General features: G+C 60.3%; 26 protein-coding genes and 4 pseudogenes. 3 read left to right on the plus strand and 27 right to left on the minus strand.

From position 1 onward, the window contains the following. Position 1: 1 nt before the first annotated feature. The 6 genes from NKI17_RS32380 to NKI17_RS32405 form a co-directional block, all read right to left on the minus strand. Positions 2–205 (minus strand): hypothetical protein, encoded by a 204-nt coding sequence (locus NKI17_RS32380; RefSeq protein ID WP_352624426.1) that lies wholly within the window; start codon positions 203–205, stop codon positions 2–4. Beyond that, complete coding sequence (locus tag NKI17_RS32385; protein WP_352624424.1) at positions 202–1164, minus strand: ArdC family protein; 963 nt, start codon at positions 1162–1164, stop codon at positions 202–204. The genes NKI17_RS32380 and NKI17_RS32385 overlap by 4 nt, the downstream gene beginning before the upstream one ends. A gap of 414 nt (positions 1165–1578) precedes the next feature. Then, positions 1579–1779 carry a sunset domain-containing protein gene (locus NKI17_RS37180; RefSeq protein WP_502894680.1) on the minus strand — a complete coding sequence of 67 codons (201 nt, stop codon included), beginning with the start codon at positions 1777–1779 and terminating at the stop codon, positions 1579–1581. Then, positions 1737–1913 (minus strand): hypothetical protein, encoded by a 177-nt coding sequence (locus NKI17_RS32395; RefSeq protein WP_352624420.1) that lies wholly within the window; start codon positions 1911–1913, stop codon positions 1737–1739. The genes NKI17_RS37180 and NKI17_RS32395 overlap by 43 nt, the downstream gene beginning before the upstream one ends. 58 nt (positions 1914–1971) lie before the next feature. Then, positions 1972–2199 (minus strand): hypothetical protein, encoded by a 228-nt coding sequence (locus NKI17_RS32400; RefSeq protein ID WP_352624418.1) that lies wholly within the window; start codon positions 2197–2199, stop codon positions 1972–1974. Between the two features lie 152 nt (positions 2200–2351). Further along, positions 2352–2585, minus strand: coding sequence for a helix-turn-helix domain-containing protein (locus tag NKI17_RS32405; RefSeq protein ID WP_352624416.1), 234 nt, complete (start codon positions 2583–2585; stop codon positions 2352–2354). A gap of 105 nt (positions 2586–2690) precedes the next feature. Between NKI17_RS32405 and NKI17_RS32410 the strand changes: the two genes are divergently transcribed. Next, a complete protein-coding gene (locus NKI17_RS32410; RefSeq protein WP_352480260.1) occupies positions 2691–2972 on the plus strand; it encodes a DNA -binding domain-containing protein in 282 nt (93 codons plus the stop codon). A 95-nt stretch (positions 2973–3067) separates the two neighbouring features. On the opposite strand, the gene NKI17_RS32415 is transcribed toward NKI17_RS32410, so the two are convergent. The 12 genes from NKI17_RS32415 to NKI17_RS32470 all read right to left on the minus strand — a co-directional run bounded on the left by NKI17_RS32415 (position 3068) and on the right by NKI17_RS32470 (position 16235). Beyond that, a complete protein-coding gene (locus tag NKI17_RS32415; protein WP_352508088.1) occupies positions 3068–4975 on the minus strand; it encodes a putative bifunctional diguanylate cyclase/phosphodiesterase in 1908 nt (635 codons plus the stop codon). A gap of 301 nt (positions 4976–5276) precedes the next feature. Next, on the minus strand, positions 5277–6458 hold the full coding sequence (gene ubiM, locus NKI17_RS32420; RefSeq protein ID WP_352624439.1) for a 5-demethoxyubiquinol-8 5-hydroxylase UbiM: 1182 nt from the start codon (positions 6456–6458) through the stop codon (positions 5277–5279). A gap of 423 nt (positions 6459–6881) precedes the next feature. Further along, positions 6882–7034, minus strand: coding sequence for a cbb3-type cytochrome oxidase assembly protein CcoS (gene ccoS / locus NKI17_RS32425; RefSeq protein ID WP_352624413.1), 153 nt, complete (start codon positions 7032–7034; stop codon positions 6882–6884). After that, a complete protein-coding gene (locus NKI17_RS32430; RefSeq protein WP_352624412.1) occupies positions 7031–9319 on the minus strand; it encodes a cation-translocating P-type ATPase in 2289 nt (762 codons plus the stop codon). The genes ccoS and NKI17_RS32430 overlap by 4 nt, the downstream gene beginning before the upstream one ends. Further along, entirely contained in the window at positions 9316–9813 is a 498-nt protein-coding gene (locus NKI17_RS32435; protein ID WP_352624410.1) for a FixH family protein, read from the minus strand. Before NKI17_RS32435 ends, NKI17_RS32430 begins: the two co-directional genes overlap by 4 nt. Next, the gene (ccoG, locus tag NKI17_RS32440; protein WP_352624409.1) at positions 9810–11369 is read right to left on the minus strand and encodes a cytochrome c oxidase accessory protein CcoG; all 1560 of its coding nucleotides are present in this window, start codon (positions 11367–11369) and stop codon (positions 9810–9812) included. Before ccoG ends, NKI17_RS32435 begins: the two co-directional genes overlap by 4 nt. A gap of 132 nt (positions 11370–11501) precedes the next feature. Continuing rightward, on the minus strand, positions 11502–12365 hold the full coding sequence (gene ccoP, locus NKI17_RS32445) for a cytochrome-c oxidase, cbb3-type subunit III (RefSeq protein WP_352624407.1): 864 nt from the start codon (positions 12363–12365) through the stop codon (positions 11502–11504). A 2-nt stretch (positions 12366–12367) separates the two neighbouring features. Beyond that, positions 12368–12517, minus strand: a complete 150-nt coding sequence (locus NKI17_RS32450; RefSeq protein ID WP_352624405.1) for a cbb3-type cytochrome c oxidase subunit 3 — start codon at positions 12515–12517, stop codon at positions 12368–12370. A gap of 11 nt (positions 12518–12528) precedes the next feature. Continuing rightward, positions 12529–13260, minus strand: a complete 732-nt coding sequence (gene ccoO, locus NKI17_RS32455; RefSeq protein WP_352624403.1) for a cytochrome-c oxidase, cbb3-type subunit II — start codon at positions 13258–13260, stop codon at positions 12529–12531. After that, entirely contained in the window at positions 13251–14882 is a 1632-nt protein-coding gene (ccoN, locus tag NKI17_RS32460) for a cytochrome-c oxidase, cbb3-type subunit I (protein WP_352907423.1), read from the minus strand. Before ccoN ends, ccoO begins: the two co-directional genes overlap by 10 nt. A 46-nt stretch (positions 14883–14928) precedes the next feature. Further along, positions 14929–15231: a hypothetical protein gene (locus NKI17_RS32465; protein WP_352610871.1), complete on the minus strand. Its 303-nt coding sequence runs from the start codon at positions 15229–15231 to the stop codon at positions 14929–14931. A 257-nt stretch (positions 15232–15488) separates the two neighbouring features. Next, the gene (locus NKI17_RS32470) at positions 15489–16235 is read right to left on the minus strand and encodes a Crp/Fnr family transcriptional regulator (protein ID WP_352624399.1); all 747 of its coding nucleotides are present in this window, start codon (positions 16233–16235) and stop codon (positions 15489–15491) included. Between the two features lie 153 nt (positions 16236–16388). Between NKI17_RS32470 and hemN the strand changes: the two genes are divergently transcribed. Then, positions 16389–17738: an oxygen-independent coproporphyrinogen III oxidase gene (gene hemN, locus NKI17_RS32475; RefSeq protein ID WP_352825778.1), complete on the plus strand. Its 1350-nt coding sequence runs from the start codon at positions 16389–16391 to the stop codon at positions 17736–17738. A gap of 353 nt (positions 17739–18091) precedes the next feature. Here the strand turns inward: hemN and NKI17_RS32480 are convergent, their stop codons facing one another. The 9 genes and pseudogenes from NKI17_RS32480 to NKI17_RS32520 all read right to left on the minus strand — a co-directional run bounded on the left by NKI17_RS32480 (position 18092) and on the right by NKI17_RS32520 (position 23037). After that, positions 18092–18505, minus strand: a complete 414-nt coding sequence (locus tag NKI17_RS32480) for a DUF5615 family PIN-like protein (RefSeq protein WP_352624396.1) — start codon at positions 18503–18505, stop codon at positions 18092–18094. After that, the gene (locus NKI17_RS32485) at positions 18502–19152 is read right to left on the minus strand and encodes a DUF433 domain-containing protein (RefSeq protein ID WP_352549603.1); all 651 of its coding nucleotides are present in this window, start codon (positions 19150–19152) and stop codon (positions 18502–18504) included. The genes NKI17_RS32480 and NKI17_RS32485 overlap by 4 nt, the downstream gene beginning before the upstream one ends. Before the next feature lie 403 nt (positions 19153–19555). Further along, positions 19556–20197: pseudogene (locus NKI17_RS32490) on the minus strand (histidine kinase dimerization/phosphoacceptor domain -containing protein); the annotation flags it as partial. An 11-nt stretch (positions 20198–20208) separates the two neighbouring features. After that, positions 20209–20301: pseudogene (locus NKI17_RS32495) on the minus strand (helix-turn-helix domain-containing protein); the annotation flags it as partial. A 440-nt stretch (positions 20302–20741) separates the two neighbouring features. Continuing rightward, positions 20742–20900, minus strand: a complete 159-nt coding sequence (locus NKI17_RS32500) for a hypothetical protein (protein WP_352624441.1) — start codon at positions 20898–20900, stop codon at positions 20742–20744. 204 nt (positions 20901–21104) lie between these two features. After that, positions 21105–21197, minus strand: a pseudogene (locus NKI17_RS32505) (hypothetical protein); the annotation flags it as partial. Positions 21198–21322: 125 nt separating this feature from the next. Beyond that, positions 21323–21835: pseudogene (locus NKI17_RS32510) on the minus strand (recombinase family protein); the annotation flags it as partial. Positions 21836–21843: 8 nt separating this feature from the next. Next, a complete protein-coding gene (locus NKI17_RS32515) occupies positions 21844–22371 on the minus strand; it encodes a helix-turn-helix domain-containing protein (RefSeq protein ID WP_352624393.1) in 528 nt (175 codons plus the stop codon). A gap of 96 nt (positions 22372–22467) precedes the next feature. Further along, positions 22468–23037, minus strand: a complete 570-nt coding sequence (locus NKI17_RS32520; RefSeq protein WP_352624392.1) for a hypothetical protein — start codon at positions 23035–23037, stop codon at positions 22468–22470. A 187-nt stretch (positions 23038–23224) separates the two neighbouring features. Between NKI17_RS32520 and NKI17_RS32525 the strand changes: the two genes are divergently transcribed. After that, the coding region (locus NKI17_RS32525) for an IS110 family RNA-guided transposase (RefSeq protein WP_352907424.1) at positions 23225–23908 on the plus strand (684 nt) is incomplete at its 3' end.

The following is a 23908-nucleotide window of genomic DNA, read 5'->3' on the forward strand; positions in this document are numbered from 1 at the left end:
GTCAGAACAGGTCGAGTTGATTTCTGCTGGCTTCATCGAAAAGGCCGATATCGAGCGGCTTTTGCGCCGCGCGCGGACACATCGGCGCGTCCATCAGGAGGGTGAGCCGATCGCGCGTGGTGATCCGCCGGACACCGGGAATGAGCATCTGCTCGCCTTGCGGCGTCGGCTCGGTCGCGGTCAGTTGAGGATCGCGCATCGTCATGCCGCAATCCCTTCCTGCGCCTCGCCTTCGGCATCGGCCTGAAGGCCAAGCAGGAAATCGGCGGCCTTGGAGGCAAGACTGGCGGCACGGAAGATGGCGCGGTTGTCCTCGCGCAGCACCTTCAGCCATGAGCCGATGTAATCGGCATGACGCACGGTCGGCTCGATACCGAGATTGCTGCAGACGAAGGCGGCAGTGATTTCGGCGACCAATTCTTCACGCGCGTAGGCCTTGGAGCCGAACGAGCCGGAGAGGTCGCGAGCAAGCCGCGTCGGGTGGCCGGTCCAGTGGCCAAGCTCGTGAAAGCAGGTCCGGTAATAGTCGATCTGCTGATGGAACGCCGGCTGCGGCGGCACCTGAATGTGGTCGCTGCCCGGCATGTAGAAAGCGCGATCGCCGCCGACCCTGAAATCCGCATCGCTGGCGCGAATGAGCGTCTCGGCCTGCGGCACGATCTCGCACTGAGGCAGCGGCTCGGCGGCGGCATAGAGGTGTTCCGGAAGATTATCGCACTGCGCGACATTGAAGACGGTGAAGCGCTTCAAAAAAGGCACGGCCTGTGGTTCATCGCCCTCGTGGCGTGCGCGCTCCTTCTCGCCCTTGGGGACAAAGCGGTCGGCATGCACGATGGTCGTGCCGCGCTCGCCCTTCCTGACATTGCCGCCAAGGACGAGCGCCTGCCGGAAGGTGAGCCAGTTCTGGCTGGGATAGCTGCGCTCGATGACCGCGCCCCACAGGATGAGGATATTGATGCCGGAATAGGTGCGCCCAGTGGACGCATTCCTCGGCAGGCCAAGGCCTGCCTTTGCGCTGCCCCATGGCTTGACCCATGGCACGGTGCCGCGCTCCAGCTCGGCAATGATGCGGTCGGTGATCTCCTGATAAAGGCTGGCGCCGGGGCGCCCGCCCTTGCCTGCGCCAGCCTCTCCGCTGGCGGTACGCTTGCTGTTTGCATGCATCGTCTCATCCTCCGCTCGCCAATCGCCGCGCCTTTCCCCGGAAGCGAGGTGGGCGGCGAGTCGCGACCGGAAAGGCCCGCCGTGGGAGGCGGACCGCATCCGAAGGACCGGAACGAAGAGGAGGACCCTGAGCGGCACGCGAAGGGTTGCGGGCTGCCGCGGCGGGCCTAGAAGGGAGTGCCGCCCACCCCGCGCCACCGGGAAAGGCCAACAGACAAACCGCGCCGCCCGCAAGGGCGGCGGCCGTCACAGCCCGAAGGGCTGCCCACGCCAAGGGGCGAAGCCGAATGGCCGAGACCGCCTGAGCTTGCCGAAGAAAAGCGGGCTCGGTTCACGAGCACCTGGTGCGCGTCGTCAGGCGCGCGGGCGCCCGCCAGGACGGCAGGCCGGACAGATTTTTCGCACGGATCATCGTCAAGCGCCGCAGTTACGTCGAGAAACTCGACGACATCGCCGCCGTGGCGCGGCTTCCTCCGAACAAAACCAGCGCTCGCCTTTCAACAGGTTGAGGCGCGTGTCCCAGTAATATTCCTGTCCGGGATCATGATAGATGCGCTCGCCCGTTTTGTAGCTTATATTGGCTTTGATGTTGCAGCCGACAGCGGCAGGGTCGATTCGAAGGCAAGAAAGCCAGCCAGGATTGTTCCACCAGCAACGATCTTTGCCCACAACGGAACGTCCTTCGAACGATGGCGCTCGCCATACCTGCGACGGTTGTACCGATTGTCTTGATAGCGATGGTTGCCCACGCCCCTTCTCCCCGAAGAGAGAATGCGACGTTTGCAGCCTGGAGTCTACAAGTCGGGTCTAATTCACCGGTCCTGTTCCGAACCATTGAATGAACGGCGCATCCTTACCCGTGATATCCTTCACCGTCTTCAACAGCGCTTCATGGGTGCGTTGGAGAGCCCGGTAATGGTCGCTGCTAGGTGATAGAAGCGGCTGGACGATGCTCTTGTGCAGCCGTTCCGCGTCCGCCAGAAAGCGCTCGATTTCAGCCTGTGAAAGCTGCTTGGAAAGTTTGGTCCTAGCCATTGCGATCTCCGTTGAGGAATCGCCCCACCTAGGATTATCATCCTATATCGGCATGGCCTGGTAAAGATCCACCCGCAGCGGAATGGCAGCTTGCCGAAAAAAGCGCGCTCGGTTCAAGGCACCGCCGCGAGCCGTTGGCGCGCGGGCGCCCGCTAGGACCGCAGGCTGGACAGAATCTCGCACGGATCAACGTCAAGGGCCGCAGTCAAGTCGAGAAACTCGATGACGTCGAGACGACGCTCTCCGCCCTCGTACTTGGCCACGAAGGATTGGGGACGATCAAGCCTCTCGGCCACCTGCGCCTGAGTCAGGCCTTTGGCCTTGCGCAGGGAAACCAGCTGGGCCAGAAACCGCTGGTGGCGGGGCGATCGAAGAGACTTGGGCATGTAGGCGAACCGGTCGGGTAAAGACCGGATCAGCGACTAATCCCGGTTTCGGATTATCCCATTTTGGGATATGCTGCGTGCGCTCAACAGGCGAGGTTCGCAGGCATGAATCGACCAATGGGAACAGATGAGAGTCGAAGCTCAACGTTGAGCGATGAAGTCCCCTGGTCGGAGAACCTCACGAGCTACGACAGGGAGCATTTCACGATCTACCTGCGGATCCTGGATGCCTGCGCCGACAATGCCAGCGAAGAGGAGATGGCTGATCTCATTCTCGGCATCGACCCGGCCCTTGAACCGGTCCGCGCCCGCAAGGCTCTTCGCAGCCATATCGACCGGGCGAACTGGATGGTGACGACTGGCTACAAAGAACTGTTCGCCGGCTGACGCACAGCACGGACTGTCATGCTCTTCAAACAAGGAAGTTCAGATACCCGCCATTCATGAGCGCACGGCCGCGAGAGACAGCGCGGCTGGAGCGGTCACAACTGGTTCGCGTGCTGTTTGACTGCCATTTCTAGTGCTTGGCTCAGAGGCACCGCCTTCGAGAACAGGAAGCCCTGAGCGGTCCTGCAGCCAAGCTTGTGCAGGGTTTGCCGATCCGCCTCTGTTTCGACGCCCTCGGCCATGACCTCGATCCCGAGCATGTTACCGAGATCGATGACCGATTTGACAAGCAGTCGGTCCTCTCGGGACTTGGCCAAGCCGCGAATGAAGCCCTGGTCTATTTTCACCTTGCGTATCCGACTGTCCTTGAGCGATGCCAACGTGGAAAAGCCGGTGCCGAAGTCATCGAGCGCGATGGAAATGCCGGCATGTGAAAGCCGTCCGAGCTTTTCATCCACTCTGTCCGGGTCCACCGGGGATTCTTCGGTAATCTCGATCTCGAACATCGTTGCAGGCAGACCTCTTGCCGCCAGACCATCCAGAACCATGTCGTCGATATCGCCGGCTTCCAGTTCGCGCGGTGAAACATTCATCGCCACACGGAGATCACGACAGTCAGCTTTCACCAAGCCGTCGATAAAAGCACAACAGTCGGCGAATACGGTTTGCGTCAGCAGCTGAAGCATACCGGTTTCGCGTGCAGCTGTGATGATTTCGGGTGGAGAGATGGCACCATGAGTCGGATGGGACCACCTCAGCAAGGCTTCAAAACCGACCACGGCCTCGGTGTCGAGTTTCACGATCGGCTGGAACCAAGGTTGCAAGCTTCTCGTCTTTATCGCCGAATGAAGGTCCCGTTCGACGGACTGGCGGCGTTGCAGTTCCCTGTCGAGTTCGGCATCGAACAGGCAAAATTCGTTCCTGCCACGACGCTTGGCCGTATAAAGGGCGATATCCGCCCGCAACAACATTTCGGTCAGGCCCGGGCTTTCCGCCAGGTATATTCCTATTGATGCCCCGACCCGGACGGACGCGACCTCGATATAGGGGCGGGCAATTTTGGCTATGATATTGGAGGCGAGATCACTGGCAGAAAGCGAAACCCTCGTTGAGGGAAAAAACAGCACGAATTCATCGCCGCCGATACGAGCGAGCGTTGAGCCTTCCGGTGCTTCCTCCTCTATGCGGCGGGCGATCCTGACAAGCAGTTCATCACCGGTCCTGTGACCGTAGGTATCGTTGACGGATTTGAACCCGTCCAGATCAATCAGCATTGCCACGAAGGGGCTATCCGCGGTCTCGAACCGTCCGATAGCGTGTTCGAGGCCACGCCTGTTGAGAAGGGCCGTCAGGTGGTCCTGCCTGGAACTGGCCTTCATCTCCGCCGCAAGCCGCTCGGCCTCATGCCTCAGGCGGCTCGCTTCGCGGAACCGTGCTTGCCCAACAAACGAAGCTCGAACCAAGCCGCCCATGAAGAGCAGAACGGTAAAAGCCAGAATGTAGTCTTCAAAATTGCCTTTCGCCAAAAGGCAACCCACCGTGATGAGGAGCGGAGGTGTGATGAAGTTGGTCGCCGCCGCGGCATACGAACTGCCGTATGTAACCGCACCAGCGGAAATGCCCGCCAGAATGACCAGATGCAGCGGTGCTTGAGGTGTCGTATATCCAACGGTCAGGACGGCGAGGAAGGACCAGGCAAACCCTGCCAGAAGAGCAAGGATGCCAAACCAGCGAAGCCGCGGCAAAACCCCCACTAAACCGTCATGGCGCCCCGTTTCCTTTAGCTGATAACGCGCGAGTGCAAGGCGGGCGGCATTTATCGCATTGACGACCAGGAACCAGATTGCAGCGGCAAAGCCGCTGCCAGAAAGGGCGTGCACCGCCCAAATCAGGCCTGACAGGATACCGCTTATCGGCATCGACACGAAGAGGCCGGTCCTCAGGTCAGCAAGCTGATCCTGACGGATTTTGGCCTCCAGCGTGTCTACTTTCTTCGGGGCCATGGACGGACCAGCTTGCTCCCATCGTTGTTCGCGAGGACAAGCTTACGCAGGCCCACTGAAGGACGGGTTAACTATCCAGCGGGGGTAACCAGTGCGCTCACCATGTCTTCGGGGCGCACGTCTGCTCTTGGCCTTGCCGTCTGACCATCGAGCTCTTGCCCGCACGCGTGCCTTGATCCGAATCATCCCAGGATCGGCAACGTCACCATGGAAGCAGCCCTGCCAACGGCATCAACGCGCCCGGCGAGACAAAAGGAAGCCGGGCCGAGATAGCGTTCCAGAGCGGCAGCGCTGCCTGCGTTCACCGCCTGAGCATGGCCGAAATGCCATGGCGGATAAAGGGAAGATATTGGGCAAAGCGAAGCCCTGCATGTCTTGCAAGCCGTGCCGCCGGGTGCTCGCCTGAGTAGAGAGCGACAAGTGCATTCGTAGCATGATAGAGCGGTGCCGCCGACAGACGCAGCCGGCTTTCGTATCTGCCGAGTATGTCGGGATCAGCAATGTCGCGGCGCTCGCGACATGCCGCCAGGATTCTATCGGCGAGTTGCTTCTGGCCACTGAGGCCGATGTTGAAGCCATGCGCGGTCACCGGGTGCATGCCGAGGGCAGCATCGCCGATCAGTGCCGCACTCGGAGCCCAGAACTTGTGCGCCCAGGTCGTGACCAGCGGATAGGCATGGCGGGTGCTTGCCAAGGTTATCTCTCCGAGGCGTCCTCGACACCGGTTCGTCAATTCCATGAGGAACAAATCGTCGTCGAGAGCAAGCAGTCTGTCGGCCTCGCTTGAGCGCAAAGTGAGAAGCAGCGACGACACGCCTTCCATGAGCGGCAACATCGCTATCGTTTGATGGTGATCGAACCATTCGACCGCGATCTGGTGATGGGCGCGCTCGTGCCTCACCCGGCAAATCAGCATCGAGTTGCCAAGCCGATTGATGGCGGCGCCAATGCCGAGGAGGTCGCGCGTCGCGGACAAACGCGAATCCGCTGCAACGAGCAGCCGAGCGGCCAATTGCCTGCCATCAGAGAGCGTTATGACTGCTTCTTTGTGGCTGGTTGTTGCAGTGACGACCGAGCGGCCGCACAGCAGCTGGGCATGATCCTGGAAGTGGACAAGCTTGAACAGGGCGTCGCGGATCCGACAATTTGGGACCAGAATTCCGAGTGGTTCCCCAGATCCGCTGGGAGAATCGAAGCTCAGGGCGAAAGGGCTCGATCCGTTGAGCACGCGCGCGCCTTGTAGCGGTGATTTGTCCGAAGCCGGGATGGCATCCCAGGCGCCGAGCTCGCGAAGGATTCCAACCGATGCGTGGGTCAGCGCGATCTCGCGACCGTCGAAAGCCGGATTCGCCAGGCTTTCGAGCGACTGCCGTTCAACCACTGCCACCTTGAGTCGGCTCTGGGCAAGCGATGCGGCGAAGGAAAGTCCGACCGGCCCGGCTCCGACGACAATAACGTCGAATCTATCGACAGAGCCGGCCATCAGCGTGCCGCCATAGCGTCGGCTATCTGCGACGAAGGGCACTGGAACGCATCGCAATCGATCCACGGTTTGCGGCTCATCTCCCCAAGCGTCTCCACGCGACCTAACCGTCCGTTAGACATCCGTTCTCCGTTCAAAAATGCTCAATGAAACCATGCCGATGAAGAGATAACCCTGATGTGGATCAACCAGGCTCGATAAACGCGGCAACGGCGGGTTCACGGTCGACTGGTCGATCGCGACGCCATGGTCTGGTCAGGTCATCATGGAATGGCCGGCTTCCCGTTCGGTGCGGCCCTTTCCTGGCCGAAAGTTCGGCAACGTATTCTGGCTGATCCGTTCGCACCCGTCGCGCGCCGAAATCGGCATGACGCGAAGCAACCGCGGAAAATATTCGAGCGAGTCCTCGCAGGGCAGGCTGGGTCAACTGCGTGGCTCGTCGCGATCGATCAGGATCCGCTCGGCGGCGCCATCGAGATCTTCATATTGGCCGCTCCTCAAGGTCCACAGGAACCCGGCCAGCCCAAGCGCTCCGAGGAACAGGGCCACAGGTATGAGGTAGGCGAGCGTCGTCATGAGGATTGTGCCAGTGCGCCAATGTCGGAGCGCCTGTCATGTCGGGCATCTTGCACCGATGCATTTGACACGAAACCTTGCAGGCGTAGCGCATTGCCGATGACCAGGAGGGACGAGGCGGACATCGCGACCGCCGCGATCAGTGGCGTAACGTGCCCCAGAATGGCGACCGGCACGGCGATGCCATTGTAAACGATCGCGATGGCGATGTTCTGCCGGATCAGCCGTCCGGCCTTCCGCGAAATGTCTAAAGCAAGTGGGACCGCCAGAAGACTTTTACGCAGGAACACGAAATCCGCGGCGTTGCGACCGATATCCGCCGCCGTGGCCGGAGCGATCGAAACGTGTGCGGCGCCCAATGCAGGCGTGTCGTTGAGCCCATCGCCGACCATCAGCACCTTGTGGCCAGTTCGCGTCAATGCTTCGATGTGATCGACCTTCCCGCAGGGAAGCAACGCGGGAACGAAGCGCTCGACACCCAGTGCTTCCGCGACTTCGCCGCAGGCAGCTTCTGTGTCGCCCGACAGCATCTCCACCGACACGCCGGCGCCGTTCAGTTGCTCGATGGCCGCCTTGGCATCGGCACGCAGCTCATCCTCGAAATCGAAAGTCGCGACAATGACCCCGTCCTTCGTCAAAACGGTTCCGCCATAGCCTTGTTTGCTTTCGCCGCCGGTCCGGGCTTTCCACTCACCCCATCCGCGGCGACCCAGCCGCCAGGTACTGCCCTCGGCGATGGCTTCGATGCCGAAGCCCGGATGCTCGCTGACGGACGCGAGTTTCGGCTGGCCGGCAAAGGCTGCATTGCCAGCGATTGCCTTCGAAAAGGGATGGCGGGAATGGGCTGCCATCTCGGCCGCCATAGCGAGCATCGTCGGATCGATGGACGGCGCATTGATCAGCCTGGGCAGTCCGAGCGTAAGCGTGCCGGTTTTGTCGAACAATGCCGTGTCGATCCCCGCCAGGCGCTCCATGGCGGAGCCGTCCCTGACCATGACGCCGCTTTCAAACAGCCGCCGCGCAGCGACCACCTGCACGATCGGCACGGCGAGACCGAGCGCGCACGGGCATGTGATGATCAAAACGGCGATGGCGATTGTTATTGCCCGGTGCCAGTCGCCGGTCGCCGCCATCCAGCCGAGGAACGTCACAAAGGCGGTGAGGTGGACCACGGGGGCATAGAGCGCGGAGACGCGATCGGCGATCCTGCGATGGCGGGCGCGGCCGCCCTCTGCCGCTTCCATCAGCCGAATCATTTCGGCCAGGAAGGAATCCTTCGCGGCGGCCGTCGCCTCGATGGTCAGCGGACCGGTGAGATTGAGTGTACCGGCCTGGACCTGCGCCCCCGGGCCCACCGTTCTGGGCGTGCTTTCCCCGGAAACCAGGGAACAGTCGAGATCCGACGCCCCGCCAATGATCCTGCCGTCGATGGGCACCCTCTCGCCAGCCGCGACCAAGAGCTCCATTCCTGGTTCGATCTCGCCAACCGGCAAGTAGTCGCGCGAACCATCCTCGCGCAGCACCATGGCGCCGCGCGCCGCCAGCCGAGCCAGTCCGTTCACGGCCGTCCGCGCCCGTTCCCGCATCACGTGATCCAGCGTGCGGCCGATCAGCAGAAAGAACAGCAGCGACACCGACGCGTCGAAATAAGCATGGTCGCCATGGTTGATCGTCTCGTAGAGGCTCATGGCGTAAGCGAGCGATACCCCGACCGCGATCGGCACGTCCATGTTCATGCGGCTGTGGCGCAGCGCATTCCAGGCCGAGCGAAAATAGATGCCGCCGGCGAAAGCGAGCGCAGGAATGGCAATCAAGGCCGAGACCCAATGGAACAGGTCGCGGGTCGCGCCTTGCGCGCCGGACCAGACGGAGACTGATAGCAGCATGATGTTGCCCGCCGCAAAGCCGGCGACCGCGACGGCGCGGATCAGTTCCGAGAGCGTCTTGTTCTTCCCGTCAGCCTCGGGATCGAACAGGTGCGCGCCATAGCCCAGCCGTCCAAGTGTGGCGACGAATGGCGGAACCTCGTCGCCGCGCCACCGGACCGAAACACGTTTCGTCGAAAGATTGACACGAGCGCCTTCGACGCGATCCAGCTTGCCGATCGCCGTCTCGATCGTCTGGATGCAGGCGGCACAATGCACAGCTGGCACCGAGAGGTCGGTCTGGCGAAGATTTTCGCCAATCGAGCGGCTCGCCAGTCTGATTTCCTGGCCAGAAGGCAGGACCAGTGTGACCTTTTCCAGGTCCAATGCCATTTCGGCGCCTGGCGCGCAGCAGCTCATTGCAGCGCCCCGCGGGAAATCACGATCCGGCGAACGTCGCGATAGGGTTCCGCAAGGCTCGCATCGGCGTCGATTTCGACGATCCAGACGCCATCCTTGGGCATGTGGTGCGCGGCGAATATCTGACCGGAGGCAGCTGCAAGAGTGACGGATTTGTCCTCGGCCTCGTAGGCGGGATGACGAAACAGCACCTTGACGCCATGCACGGCAACCGTCTTGCCGCCAGCATCGGTGAGACTGTAGCGGACCTCACCGCCTGCGATGGTCAGTTTGCCAGTCCAGCCGAGGGCTGCCTGAGCTCGCCCTTGCTCGGCCTTTTTGTTGAATTGCTGGCTCGCCACATAGGTGTTTTCGACGACAAGGCCGGTCCAGCTCGTGTTGGCGAGCGTCGCCATCGTCAGATTGACCGCTATGACCACGCCGAAGAAGCCAAGGATGGTGAACAGCATATGCCTGCCGGTGAATTCGCGAGATTGTCGCGAGGTGTCGCTCATCTGGGGATCTCCGGTGCGTTGAAAGTGGCCGTGTATTCGTCCGACTCGAACGTTGCCTTGTTTTCGACCCGGAACTTGAAGCTTTGCGCTGCACCCCGAACCTGATCTGCCGGCTGACGCACGAAAACCTTGAGCATCTTCAGCCGGTCGGGTTCGACCGGGATGGCAAAGGAGCGATCCGCCGGCAGGTCGATGCCGACAACGCTCATTTCGGCTCCATGCAGGCCCTGCATCGTGACAATGATCGTTCTTGGTTCGGGGATCATGTTGAGCAGCTTGACGGTGTAGCCGTTGCGGATCGAACCGTCGGACAGCGTCACGAACTGCGGGTTGCGATCGTGCAGGACATTCAATTCGAGCCGTTCGCGGGTCAGCAGCGAATAGAGCAGCGCGAGACCGACCGCCGACCAGGCGCCCATGTAGATGAAGGTGCGCGGGCGAAAGATCTTGCGGATATGGAAACGGGCCACCTTGTCGGAGAACAGGCCGTCAGCGCTCCTGAGCAGTGACGGGTTGACTGAACCGGAGCCGCCCGGGGTCGCCAGCATCATATTGGCGTTGTAGTCGGCCAGCGTCGCATAGGAAATCAGTCCGCGCTCCCTGCCGAGCTTGTCCATTATACCGTCACAGGTATCGATGCAGAGCGCGCAGGTGATGCATTCAAGCTGCTGGCCATCACGAATGTCGATCCCCATCGGGCACACCGCGACACAGGCATTGCAGTCGACGCAGTCGCCGACGGGCTGCCCGGCGGCAAGGACCCTCTTGGCGTGACGCGAGCGCGGTTCGCCGCGCCAGTCATTATAGGTGACGGTGAGGGAATTCTCGTCGAGCATGGCCGCCTGGATGCGCGGCCATGGGCACATGTAGGTGCAGACCTGCTCGCGCATCAGCCCGCCGAACGTATAGGTCGTCGCCGTCAGCACGGACACGGTGATGTAGGCGACGGGGGCGGCGGTGCCGGTGAAGAGTTCCCCAAGCAGCGTCGGCGCATCGGCGAAATAGAAAATCCAGGCGCCGCCGGTCAGCACCCCTATGACCAGCCAAATGGCGTGTTTCGATGTTCGCAGCACGAGTTTGCGCGCAGTCCAGGGACCGGCATCGAGCTTGATGCGCGCGTTGCGGTCGCCCTCGATGGCTCGCTCGACGACCAGAAACAGATCGACCCACACGGTCTGCGGGCACGTATAGCCGCACCAGGCCCGGCCGACGGTGGATGTGATCAGGAAAAGGCCGACACCGGCCATGACCAGCAGGCCGGCGACGTAGTAGAATTCCTGCGGCCATATCTCGATGAAGAAGAAGTAGAAGCGGCGGTTGGCAAGATCGACCAGCACGGCCTGGTCAGGGGCAAACGGGCCACGATCCCACCGCAGCCAGGGGGTCAGGTAGTAGATCCCCAGCGTGATTGCCATCACCGACCACTTGAAGCGGCGGAAACTGCCAGAGGCCCGGTTCGGGAAGATCTTCTTGCGTCCGGCATAGAGCGGCTGACGGGTCTTGGCGGAGTTGACCGCATCGGCTTCGAGCCGTTCTATTTGCGTGTTATCGAGCACGAGAAGCTCCAGTCACCAGCGACGATTTCGCCGGAAGCCCGACCCATCGGTTTCTGGATGATGCCGAGGCCCGGCTCGCGCCGGGCCTCGTCGCTTGGCGGTTGGGGGGAGGACGAGAATAGGCTTGCGTTCCTATTCTCCGCCGCCAAGCGAATGGACATAGACCGCGAGTTCCTTGACCTTGATCTCGCCGAGACGCCCGATCCATGCCGGCATGACGCCGTGCTTCGGCGCGCGGACCTGGGCGGCAATAGCCGACTCGCCCGGTCCATAGAGCCAGATCGCATCAGTCAAGTCGGGTGCGCCGAATTCCTTGTTGCCCTTTGCATTCTCACCATGACAGGCGGCACAATTCTCGGCGAAAACACTGGCGCCGGGTTCGATCAGGCTGGTGTCCTGAACAGGACCGGAGAGGCTTGCGACATAGGCGCCGACCTGCTTGAACTGATCCGTCGTGATGATGTCGCCAAAAGCAGGCATTTCCGACAGGCGCGTATCCGGGTCTGATGCGAAGCGGATGCCGTGCGCAATCGTCTGCTGGATCTGTTCGGCGTTGCCACCCCACAGCCAATCGTCGTCGTTTAGGTTGGGAAAACCCTTGGACCCTTGAGCGCCCGAGCCATGGCACTGCACGCAATTGACCTTGAACGCGGCGCCACCTGCGGCGATCGCGAATTCGCGTAGCGTATCGTCGGCAGTAATCTCGGAGACGGTCTTCGCCTGAATGGCAGCGACATATTTGCCCTTGGCGACTTCGGCCGCCGCCAGTTCATTCTTGACGTCTCTGCGGCTCGAATACCCCAGCACACCCCTGGTCGCGGAAGTCAGCATCGGCCATGCCGGATAGACGACGGTGTAGCCGATCGCCCAGGCAATGGTGATGTAGAAGGTGATGACCCACCAGCGCGGAAGCGGGTTGTTGAGTTCCTTGATGCCGTCCCACTCATGGCCGGTCGTCGAGATACCCGAAACCTCGTCGATATGCTCGCTGCCCATGATCAGTCGTCCTTGAGAGGAATGTGAGCGGCTCTCTCGGCTCGCCTGCGGCTGCCGGGACGAAGTGCAAAGGCAACGCATCCGAGGAAGAAAAGCGCCATGGCAAGCAGGCCCCAGCTGTCGGCAAACTCCCGCATGAAATTGTAGGTCATCGCCATTCTCCTCAGCGGTAACCGGCGGCTTCGTCATAGGTCCTGAAATCGACCAGCGTGCCGAGCATCTGGAGATAGGCGACCAGCGCATCCATTTCGGTGACCTGCTGCGGATTGCCGTCGAAGTCCCCAAGCTTGGCCTTCGGATAGCGTCTCTCCAGGCCCGATGTGTCGGCATTCGCATCGGCCTGCGCCATGAGATCGGCATTGGCATGAGTGATCATGTCGTCTGAATAGGGCACACCGACACGGCTGTTGGCGATCAGATGCGTCGAGAAATCCTTCACCTCGATTGGCGTGTCCTTCAGGAACGCGTAGCTCGGCATGATAGATTCCGGCACCACCGAACGCGGCTCGGTGAGATGCTGGACGTGCCATCCGTTCGAGTAGCGGTCGCCGACCCGGGCGAGATCCGGCCCGGTGCGCTTCGATCCCCATTGGAAAGGATGATCGTACATCGACTCGGCCGCCAGACTGTAGTGACCATAGCGCTCGACCTCGTCGCGGAACGGCCGGATCATCTGGCTATGGCAGAGATAGCATCCCTCTCGCACATAGATGTTGCGCCCGACGAGCTCCAGCGGCGAATAGGGCCGCATGCCTTCCACCTTCTCGATGGTGTTGTCGAGATAGAAGAGCGGCGCGATCTCGACGATACCGCCGATTGTCACGACCAGCAGGGACCCGAGGAGAAGCAGTGTGGCGTTCTTCTCGATGACCGCGTGTCTGTCCATCAAGCCCATTTTCTGGCTCCTGATCGCACAGGCTGGAGGGCGGGGATGGAGCGCGGCATCGGATCCTCCTCGCGCTGGTAGCCGAGGATGGTCATGGCGATGTTCCAGGCCATGAGGAGGGCGCCCGACAGATACATCGCGCCGCCGATGGCACGCATGATGTAGTAGGGATGCATGGCGGCCACGGTTTCGGCGAAGGAGTAGACCAGGAAGCCCTGCTCGTTGTATTCGCGCCACATCAGGCCCTGCATGACGCCGGAGACCCACATCACCGCGGCGTAAACGACGATCCCAAGCGTCGCCAGCCAGAAGTGCCAGTTGACGAGCCGCAGCGAATAAAGCCGGTCGCGGTTCCATAACTTCGGGACCATGAAATAAATCGCGCCGAACGAGATCATGCCAACCCATCCGAGCGCGCCCGAATGGACGTGACCGATGGTCCAGTCGGTGTAGTGCGAGAGCGAGTTGACGGCCTTGATTGACATCATCGGGCCTTCGAAAGTCGACATTCCGTAGAAGGCGATGGCCATGACCATCATACGGATGATCGGGTCGGTGCGCAGCTTGTCCCAGGCGCCCGAGAGCGTCATCACGCCGTTTATCATGCCGCCCCATGACGGCATCCACAGCATGATCGAGAACACCATGCCGAGCGTCTGGGCCCAGTCCGGCAGGGCGGTGTAGTGGAGGTGGTGCGGACCGGCCCAGATGTATAGAAAGATCAAAGCCCAGAAGTGGATGATCGACAGCCGGTAGGAATAGACCGGTCGGTTGGCCTGCTTGGGCACGAAATAATACATCATGCCGAGGAAGCCGGCGGTGAGGAAGAAGCCGACGGCATTGTGGCCGTACCACCATTGCGTCAGGGCGTCCTGTACGCCGGAGAAGGCTGAATAGCTCTTGGAGCCCAGGAAGGAGACCGGCATCGACAGGTTGTTGATCACATGCAGCATTGCGATGGTCACGATGAAGGCAAGGTAGAACCAGTTGGCGACATAGATGTGCGGTTCCTTGCGCTTCAGGATCGTGCCGAGGAACAGGATGAGATAGGCGACCCAGACAATGGTCAGCCACAGGTCCACATACCATTCGGGCTCGGCGTATTCGCGGCTCTCGGTGATGCCGAGCAGGTAGCCGGTTGCCGCCATGACGATGAACAGCTGATAGCCCCAGAACACGAACCAGGCGAGATCGCCGCCGAACAGCCGAGCGCGACAGGTCCGCTGCACGACATAAAGTGACGTGCAGATGAGTGCATTGCCGCCGAAGGCAAAAACCACGCCGGAAGTATGCAAAGGCCGCAGTCGGCCGAAATTGAACCAGGGCTGGATGTTGAGATCGGGGTAGGCGAGCTGCAGGGCGATGACCACGCCGACCAGCATGCCGACGACACCCCAGAACATGGTGGCGATGGCACCGTAGCGGATCGGCCCATCCATGTAAGCGGCGGGGTCGATCGGAACTGCCGGCTTGAACTCCGTGTTGCGCAACAGAATCGCAGTGAAGCCAGCCACGGCGAAGAACAAAACCCACATATGCCGCCGAAAAGGTTCATCTACGCCGAAGCCGGCAGCCACCAGGGCCGCAAACGCAAACAGGCTTAGAAGGACGATCTCTGTGCCGAATTTCATCGCAAGCCCCGATTTCCAATTCCGGCGGGCGCCAAACCGCAGTGCCTTATTGCGCAGCCGTGGCCTGCTCGCCCTGATCCATGTCAGAGCCGCACGATTTTGCTTCGAGCAGCATCGAGTTCGGTGCGATCAGACTGCGGCGATCGAATGTGGAAGCGCAGCATCGGCCGCCACGCTTATGGACAGGCCCGGCGTCCCCGGTCGGGTCGGGTATGGAGGCGATCGCGGGCGTGTGGGGAAGCGCGCCTTCTGTGACGCTGGAAAGTAGGCCAATGCCTTGCCGAACGTCGATCGTTTCAATGCCTTGGGACAGCCAGCGCCAGCGTTGCGCTGCCTTCGTGACATTCATCGTTCGGGGAGACGGCGATTTTCCCCTGCGTATGAGGCGTGGTGACTTCGGCCGAGTGCGATCCTGCCTGGAACAGCCGGTTGCACGTCAAGCATCTCGAGGAATGGATGCTTCGCCGACGAGTTGGCCGAAACGCATCTGGCTCATGCGATCGGATGGAGAGCGGGCTGTCGCTATGCGATTTCTTCTAAGCCCAACGCGAGCATGCCCTGCCCCGAACGAAGTAAGTGACGTAGGCCATGCAGCTTCGGTGTCATTCAAACGGCGGTTGCGCCTCGGCCGCCGCAGCGCCGTTCCAGCCGGCTCATGCTGTCCACGGTGACACGGCGGTTGTTCTCGATCCGAATCACGCCGTCCATTCTCAGGCTGGTCAGCTGACGGCTCACGGTCTCGTTTGTAATTCCAAGGAAATCAGAGATGTCGGCACGCGTCATCGGCAGCTCGAAGCACGCCGACCTAGCCGCCGGGTCAACACTGGAACCGATGTTCCGGGCGATCATGAGGACAAAGCTCGCCACCTTCTCCGGTGCGGTCTTGCGCCCCAGAGTCACCATCCATTCGCGTGCCTCGTCGAGTTCGTTCAGCGCCTGCTTGAGCAGGCGATGCACAAATTCCGGTGATTCCTTCATCATCCGTTCGATGGCCGCTCTCGGAAACGAGCATAGCGAGACAGCTGTTGCCGCTTCCGCATTGATCGCGCTTTTCATCTTGAAGGGCCGTCCCAGAAAATCCGGCGCGAACTGGAGACCGACGATCTGCTGGCGGCCGTCCGAAAGGCTCTTCGTGAGCTTCACCACGCCTGAAAGCACGTTTGAATAACAGTCGACCGCCTCGGCGTCGCCGATCAGTTCGACCCCCGGCTCGATATTGTGCCGCGACGACGTCTTGGCGAGCTGAGCCAAATGGTCTGGTTCGAGCGCACCACAGACACCGCGGTGCCGTGCCTCGCAAGACAGGCAAAGAACGGGAATGCCGGAAGTGTGAATGTCCTGCCGTAATGTCATTCGATCGCTCTACGTCCCAAGTGCCGGCAGGATAGCAATCTACGGTAGAAAAATCCTTGCGGCAGTTTGTCCGTGCTGAAGGTTGACCGAAATCAGGGCTTTGCCTCATCAAGGCGTCCAGAGTTCCGGCGACGCAAACACGGTGGACCAGACATGCGACCGGAGCTAGCTGCCAGACTTGGCGAGAATGTCCCGCGCTATACCAGTTATCCGACCGCGCCGCATTTCCATACGGGGGTCGATGCTGTCGTCTACCGAGGCTGGTTGGAGGCGCTCGAAGGCGGTGACGAGATATCGCTTTACCTGCATATTCCCTATTGCGACAGGCTCTGCTGGTTCTGCGCGTGCCATACCAGACAGACGCGCCACTATGAGCCGGTAGCCGCTTATCTGCGCTCGCTGTATGCGGAGATCGCGACGGTTGGCGGCCTTGTCAGCGGCAAGGGCCGAGTTCGCGCAGTTCATTTCGGCGGCGGTTCGCCGACGATGCTGAGGCCCGAGGACATGCTGACACTGGGCACGGTGCTGCGGGACAGCTTCGTTTTTCTCGGCGATGCGAAGGTCAGCGTCGAGATCGATCCGAACAATACGGACGAAGCCCGCCTTGATGCGCTTGCCGAAATCGGCATGACGCGGGCGAGCCTCGGCGTGCAGGATTTCGATCCGAAAGTGCAAAAGGCAATCAACCGCGAGCAAAGCTTTTTGCAGACCAAGGCAGTCGTCGACCAAGTTCGTTCCCGCGGAGTGGATTCCGTGAACCTTGATCTGCTCTACGGCCTGCCGCATCAAACCAGGGAGAACCTGTGTTCCACCGTGGCGCAGGCGCTCACCCTGGAACCGGACAGGATGGCGCTGTTCGGCTACGCTCACGTGCCCTGGTTCAAGAAACATCAGACGATGATCGACGAGGCATGTCTCCCCGGTCCCACGGAGCGGTTCGCTCAATCGCGACTTGCCGCGCGAGCGATTGTGGACGAGGGCTATGAATCAATCGGGCTCGACCATTTCGCAAAGCCGGGCGACGCGTTGGCCGTGGCGGCCCGCGCGGGCGCTTTGCACCGCAATTTTCAGGGTTACACGGACGATCGCTGCGAGACATTGATCGGACTTGGCCCTTCGTCGATCAGCCGTTTTCGCCAGGGCTACGTGCAGAACATGCCTTCGACCGGCGAGTACGGCCGCATGGTTGCAGACGGCAGGTTGGCGGCTGTGCGCGGCATCGTGCTCTGCGACGACGATCGCGCCCGGGGCTGGATCATTGAACGGCTGATGTGCGATTTCGCCTTCTCGGCGATCGACCTGGTGGAGAACTTCGGGCAAGCCGGCCAAAGGCTCCTGCTTCAGGCAAGGTCCATCGCCCTTAAGGATCCTGCTCAACTGCTTGAACTGCAAGGCGACAGTTTCGTCGTGCCGGCGGCAAATCGCCCCTTCGTGAGGAGCATTGCGGTGAAGTTCGATAAATATTTTGAAAGTGGAAAGGCCAGGCACTCAGCGGCGGTCTGAGCGCCGCACAGGAACGGTCACGGTTTTCATTCGACGTGAACCGATTGCGCTACGTTTTTTGACTCTTCATCGGCGCCGTCGCGTCAAGATAGGATTTCTGATCGGACCAGATGCGAAGGCCTTTGGCATATCGACGATGTCGTCCAGTCGTGCCTTCCATTTGTTGCGACCAGAGGGCTGCTTGCCACCTTTCTGCGGCGTGCCCAAGTGATGTTTGTTTTTATCGTCTGTTCGCTACAGTCTCACTCTGCCGCGGCCAGTCTCGCCAGGTGCCTATTCGCGCTTCGCGACGACGGCAGGATCATTGATGAAATCGGTCCTGCGCCTCGGGCTTGCTGCCTCGTTGGCTTCGATCATTCCTTCGGTAGCGCATAACGGACAACGCGCAACGTTTCCTCGTCTTCGAGGATCACTTCAAGAACCTGGTTCACAAGATCATCGTCGTCGAGCTCGATCAGCGCGATTTCGAAAAGTTCGATCTGCATGTCGAGATCCATGCCTGGCGGGCCGTTTAGGCAAACAAGCCCTGCGTGGATGGCAACATCTGCATACTGTCCCTTGGTGCCCGGATTATCCTTTGGCCCCCTAAAATCCACCGAGTTCTTGGTTACGAAGGTCCAGTCGCCTTCAAGAATGATCGGCTTCAGCTCCCAGTCCTTGAGCCCGGCGAGCCCCAGCCAGACAACGTGGCTGGTCTCGCAATGACCCTTCCCATGCGCAATTTTTGCAAGCTCGGGGGTGAGACATTCATCGATCAGGAACTTCATCCCGCCTTCCTAAGACGCGGAACACGGCGATCGGAAGTGATGACGGAGCCTTTTGGAAGGTCTCCAGTACGAGGACGCCCTCGCAGGGGGTTCGCCTCTGCATAAATCGCCGCGAGCCGTACCTTCTCCGTGTCAAGGCTCGGGTAGGCCCCAAGAATGCGCTCAACCGAATGACCAACAGTGACGGATGCCGCGACATCATACACTGGGACGCGAGTGTTACGGATAACGGGCGTGCCGCTGAGCACGTCATCCGACGACGTGACCATCTCGCGAGCCGCCTCGAGATCGGACAGACGTTCACTCGTGCTCTTCAGGAACGGCATCAGATCGATCGTTAGAAAGTCGTCACGCACGGTCCAGTCCTCGCGCAGCAGTGCCGCCCAAGCGAGCGAGCGCGAGCGTGTTAGCTTGGGCTCAACCGTCCTGATCGCAAACAGTCGTTCTTCCGAGGTTAGACGCTTTGCGGTCTCGAAGTAGAAGCTGATGAAGGAGCAGGCTCCAGCCAGGACGTGCCGGCCGTTGTCAACCGATACGAAGGCATCGGGCAGGATGCGTTCATCGATTGCGCGATTGACATCTCGCAGGCTTACACGCGAGACCACGGCGGCCTCGGTTGCCTTCAGCATTTCGGCTACAGCTGCCATGGTCGCTCCTAAATAAATCTTCCGACGCATCGGAGATATATAATGAGAGCCTGCCTTTTTCAATGCCTGATAGCGATTTTGACCTTCACAACTTGGCCGAGCCTCTAAGCTGGCTTTCTTTTTTGCCGTCCAGCCGCCTCCAAAGTCACTGCAACACGGGCTTGAATTCCCCGGTTCTCGAAAAGGCGGCCAGGTCGGCATCGTCCCCTTAGCAGCCGTACATCCAGTTCAATCGGCCGGAACTAACGGCTGCCATTGCCCCAGATATCCGCCGACCGAAGCCGATCCCTTTCAGGCAGCGAACGGACTCCCCTCCATGGCAAGAGCTCACTCGGGAGACCTGGGGCAAGCTCCTGGCAACCTACTGAGCGAAAAATAATGTCCCGCCTCCATAAGCACGCAGCTAACAGGCGGCGGCTGCTGTGGCCCGCCTGAACAGGATAGTTACTCTCGTGCCCTCATTCGGGCTGGAGTTCACGTCGAATTGCGCGTTGGCGTTTTCGATCAGCGAGCGCGCAATCAACGCGCCGAGCTTACCGTGCTTGGGCCATGTCTCGCCTTCTGGCAGGCCGATACCGTCATCGGCGACGACCACCCGGCAGCCTTCACCCTCAACGATGCTGTGCAGGGTGATCGTGCCTCCCTCGCGTCCTTGAAAAGCATGCTTTAGTGCATTGGTCAGCAGTTCGTTCACTACCAGTCCGGCGGGCATGGCGACATTGATCGAAACTGGGTAGGTGTCCACGCTCATGTCGAGCCGGATCCCCTCTGTAGCATGCGCGGTCATGACTCCCGATGCGATTTGACTGAGATAGACGCCGAGATCAACCTCGTCCTTTGGTTCGTCACCGGAAAGTTCTTGGTAGAGCATCGCCAAGGCATCGACACGTCCTGCTAGGCGCTCGAAACGCTTTTGGTCCGGCACTACCGCATTGCGAGTTTCGATTCGGATCAGGGCGGTGATCATCTGCAAATTGTTCTTGACCCGGTGCTGGAGTTCGCGCAACTGAACGTCTTTTTCGCGGATGCGCTCCTCGATCTTGCGGCTGTCAGTCTGGTTGTAATCGACACTCCCGAGAACTCGGCCAGTCTGACCTGGTCGATTCCGAGCAGCGCCCGCGCCGCGCGCATCTGTGCGGAAGTGATCAAGGCAGCATCCCTCGTCTGGCCACATAAAGCGGCACTAAACGTTATAGTCACGTCTCCTTCATGGGTGCGTCTCAAGAAGTAGCGATCTTCTGACTCGCCCTCACCAATGGGGAGTGAACGTATCCGATGATCAAATTTTGTCCGATAGCGCGACGTCCCCATCTCTTTCATAAGCACACGCAATTCGGCTGGAGGAGCGAGACAGAAGGTTCGAAAACCTTCCAAGAACCCCAGCCAAACTGGATGCCTCGTGAAAGACACGTCGCCACGAGCTTCTGCCATTGAGGCAGACACGGCCGTTTCGGCAAGTAAATCAAATGGTTGCCTGAAGACAGCGTGAACTTCGCCGCGATTCCATTCGCAGTTCGACAGCACCAGATTTAGAAGCCGCTTTTTCTCATTTGGGGCCTGGCGACTGAACATTTGACTGGCGTTGCGGGCTAGCTCAAGCAGTTGGATTCCATCGCCATGTATGCTTCCTGCGCCTCGCCGTGGCGCTCTATCTCACGCAACAGACGCGCTTGTTCGACGCGCCATTGCGCCGACATGCGGTCGTAGAAGGCATTGTCGATGCGGCCGTCGAGCTTGTCCAGGTACATGGCGTTGAGGCGGTCTTCGAGACGCTTGCACTGAGTCTGACACCGCTCGATTGCCTGTTCCTGCTCGCGCCGCTCATCTGCATGGCTCGCCTTCAGCGCGTCGCGTACCCATTCCAGAACCTCCTCATCGAAATGAAGCTGGTCCAGGAGGCCGGCAAAAGTTTTATCCAGCACCTCCTCGCGAACATATTTGCGACGACAGTCGGCATAGCCGCCCCGGCCTTTGTCGGCATGTCCCGTGCAGTGGTAGTAATGTATTTCCCCTTCTTGACCTCCGCCACGACCGCACAGCCGCACTCAGCGCAGATCACGAGGCCCGAGAAGGCGAACTCATAACCGTAGGAATGGATGGGGGTCGCGTGCCGGCCTGCCAGGACGCCCTGGACCCGTTCCCAGAGGTCGATCGATACCAGCGGGTCGTGCTTGCCGTGGTGCAGCCTGCCATTCCATTGAAACAGGCCCGTATAGAGCCGATTGCGCAAAATCGTGTGCACGGTACTGACTGGTACTGGGTTGCCGCTCTTTGGATGGATGAGGCCGTCGCAATGCGCCGCCTTCGTGAGCGCCTTGAGTGAATACTGGCCGGTCGCGTAGCGCTCGAATAGCTTGGTGATAACCGACGCTACCACCGGGTCCGGCTCGATGACCTTCTTACCGTCCTTGGCCGTGACATTGAGATAGCCGAGCGGCGCCTTGGACGGCCAGATCCCCTGTTCCGCCTTTTCCATCTGCCCTTTCCGGGCTTCCTCAGAAAGGTTGTCGATGTAATTTTTGGCCATCAGCACCTTGATGCCATGCATGAACTTTTCCGAGGATCGCGAGTCGCGCGACAACACCACGCCTTCCTTGGCGAGGTGGATCTCGACATCGAGTTCGTCGAGCGTCACCCAATCCTTGAGGTTGCAGTAGAGGCGATCGGTCTTCTCGACCGACAAGGAATCACCTAAGCCAACCTGCCCTCGACCGGCATGGGGGTCGGCGGACGTTCCACTCTCCTGCTTTGGGTCGACAACCGCCAGTTCTTCCCCAATGCGGAGACCAAGGCCGACACACGGCGGCGCACCCGTGGATGAAGTTGCACCAGCCCTTCAATCAGGCGTCGGCCTTCTGCGCTGGCAATAAAATCGATGCGCCCATCGACCGGTAGCGTGGGAACGTCACGGTCAGTCTCATTGCCGGGCAGGCCTCCGAAAAAACGGCTGACCGGGACGGCCAGTGAACTAGCGATCTCGTAGAGCGTGGAGGCACTCACGCGGTTTTTCGCGTTCTCGTATTTCTGAAGCTGCTGGAAGCTGATGCCTATGGATCGGGCAAGCTGGGCTTGCGATACGTCCGACTGGACACGAACGATGGCGATCTGCCTGCCGACGTGCTGATCTGCGGGATGCGGGCTACACTCGGTTTCAGTCTTTGGCCATGCCTGGATGACGTGGGGGCGTCCTGGCTCCGCAAATGCCTTTCGGAACTGCATCAGTCACTCCATGGATAGAGAGTTTGATTCGGTAAGCCCCGCGAGAATCACCAAACCGCCGAATGATCGCGATTTCGGAACCTTAGTGCCGAGGTTTCAGCTCGTGACTTTCTGCTCCCTGATCCGAGCTATATCGTCTAAAGCCGAGCGGATCTGTGGCCACGGGGATTCACCGTCGTGTAGCGAATACTCCCCTTCCCTAAGCACTGCATCTAGCTTAGCGGCTATACCAGCCAGTGACGTAGCAGGAACCTGGGATAGGACTTCGAGCAATGCCTGCGCGCGCTCGGCAGCTTCGCACTCCGCAAGTAACGATGTCGAATAACCAATCTCCCTACCGGCGGCATCCCAGCGCGCCTGATGGGCTACGATTTCGGCTTCGGCCTGAGCGCGGGCTATTGTGGTCGCCGGACGAACACCGAGCAATTCTTGGAGGGCTTCGAGAGAGTGAACGGTCACGCTCTGGCCGTCGGACAACTTCACTGTCATGCAAGGGAAACCAACGGTCTCGATAAGTACCCTCTCCAACCGCTGCTGCTGATTGCAAAGCTGTTCAGTCTCCTCCCAAGCCGCCTGCCATCGTTTCCACACCGCCACCGCAGGATCAATGGCGTCATCACCCTCCAAGTCGCTGCGAGCAAACGAGTTAGCCTGTGTCGCCGCCATTGCGATTGCTGTTCCCGCAAGCACCTTCCTGCGCGTGACGAAAGACAAAGTCGTGCTATTGTCGGAATCAGATGGGGTATTCGGCTCGAGCCCATCTTCAAAGGTGATGCAAAGAGGTGTTGCGCTTCGAGCTGATGATAACTTGGTCTGTCCAGACAGCCACAAGCATCAGGAAAGGAAGCGCAACATGAAGCATTTTGTTGGCCTCGATATCTCGGTGAAGGAAACCGCCGTTTGCGTTGTCGACGAAACCGGCAGGATTTGTCGTGAGGTGAAGGTGGTCAGCCACCCTGACGATATCATTGCGGTGCTGAAGGACTCGACTTGGAACGTCGAACGGGTCGGGCTCGAAGCAGGGCCCTTGTCGCAGTGGCTATTCGAGGGGCTGGCCAGGGCCGGGCTGCCGGTCATCTGCATCGAAACACGTCATGTGAAAGCATTCCTGAAGGCGCAGCCGAACAAGACAGATCGCAATGATGCGCGCGGCATAGCCCAGATGATGCGGGTCAACCTATTCCGCCCGGTGCACATCAAGACGCTGACGAGCCAGAAGCGCCGGGTGCTGCTGACGGCCCGCAAGATCTTGCAGGAAAAGGCGATCGCGATCGAGAACGACATCCGCGGTCTTCTGCGCAACTTCGGGCTCAAGGTCGGCGCCGTGGGAACGGCGAAGTTCGAGGACCGCATCCGTGAGCTTGTCGAATGCATGCCCGATCTCGAACAGATCATGGAGCCACTGCTGGCCGCCAGGCGGAAGCTGCGCGAGGAATTTGCGCACCTGCACAGACAAGTGCTGGCGATCGCCAGGGGCGATGCTACCTGCCGGCGCTTGATGACGGTCCCTGGTGTCGGCTCCATAGTGGCGCTCGCG

The sequence above is a fragment of the Mesorhizobium sp. M0816 genome (genome assembly GCF_040320005.1).
Lineage (GTDB): Bacteria > Pseudomonadota > Alphaproteobacteria > Rhizobiales > Rhizobiaceae > Mesorhizobium.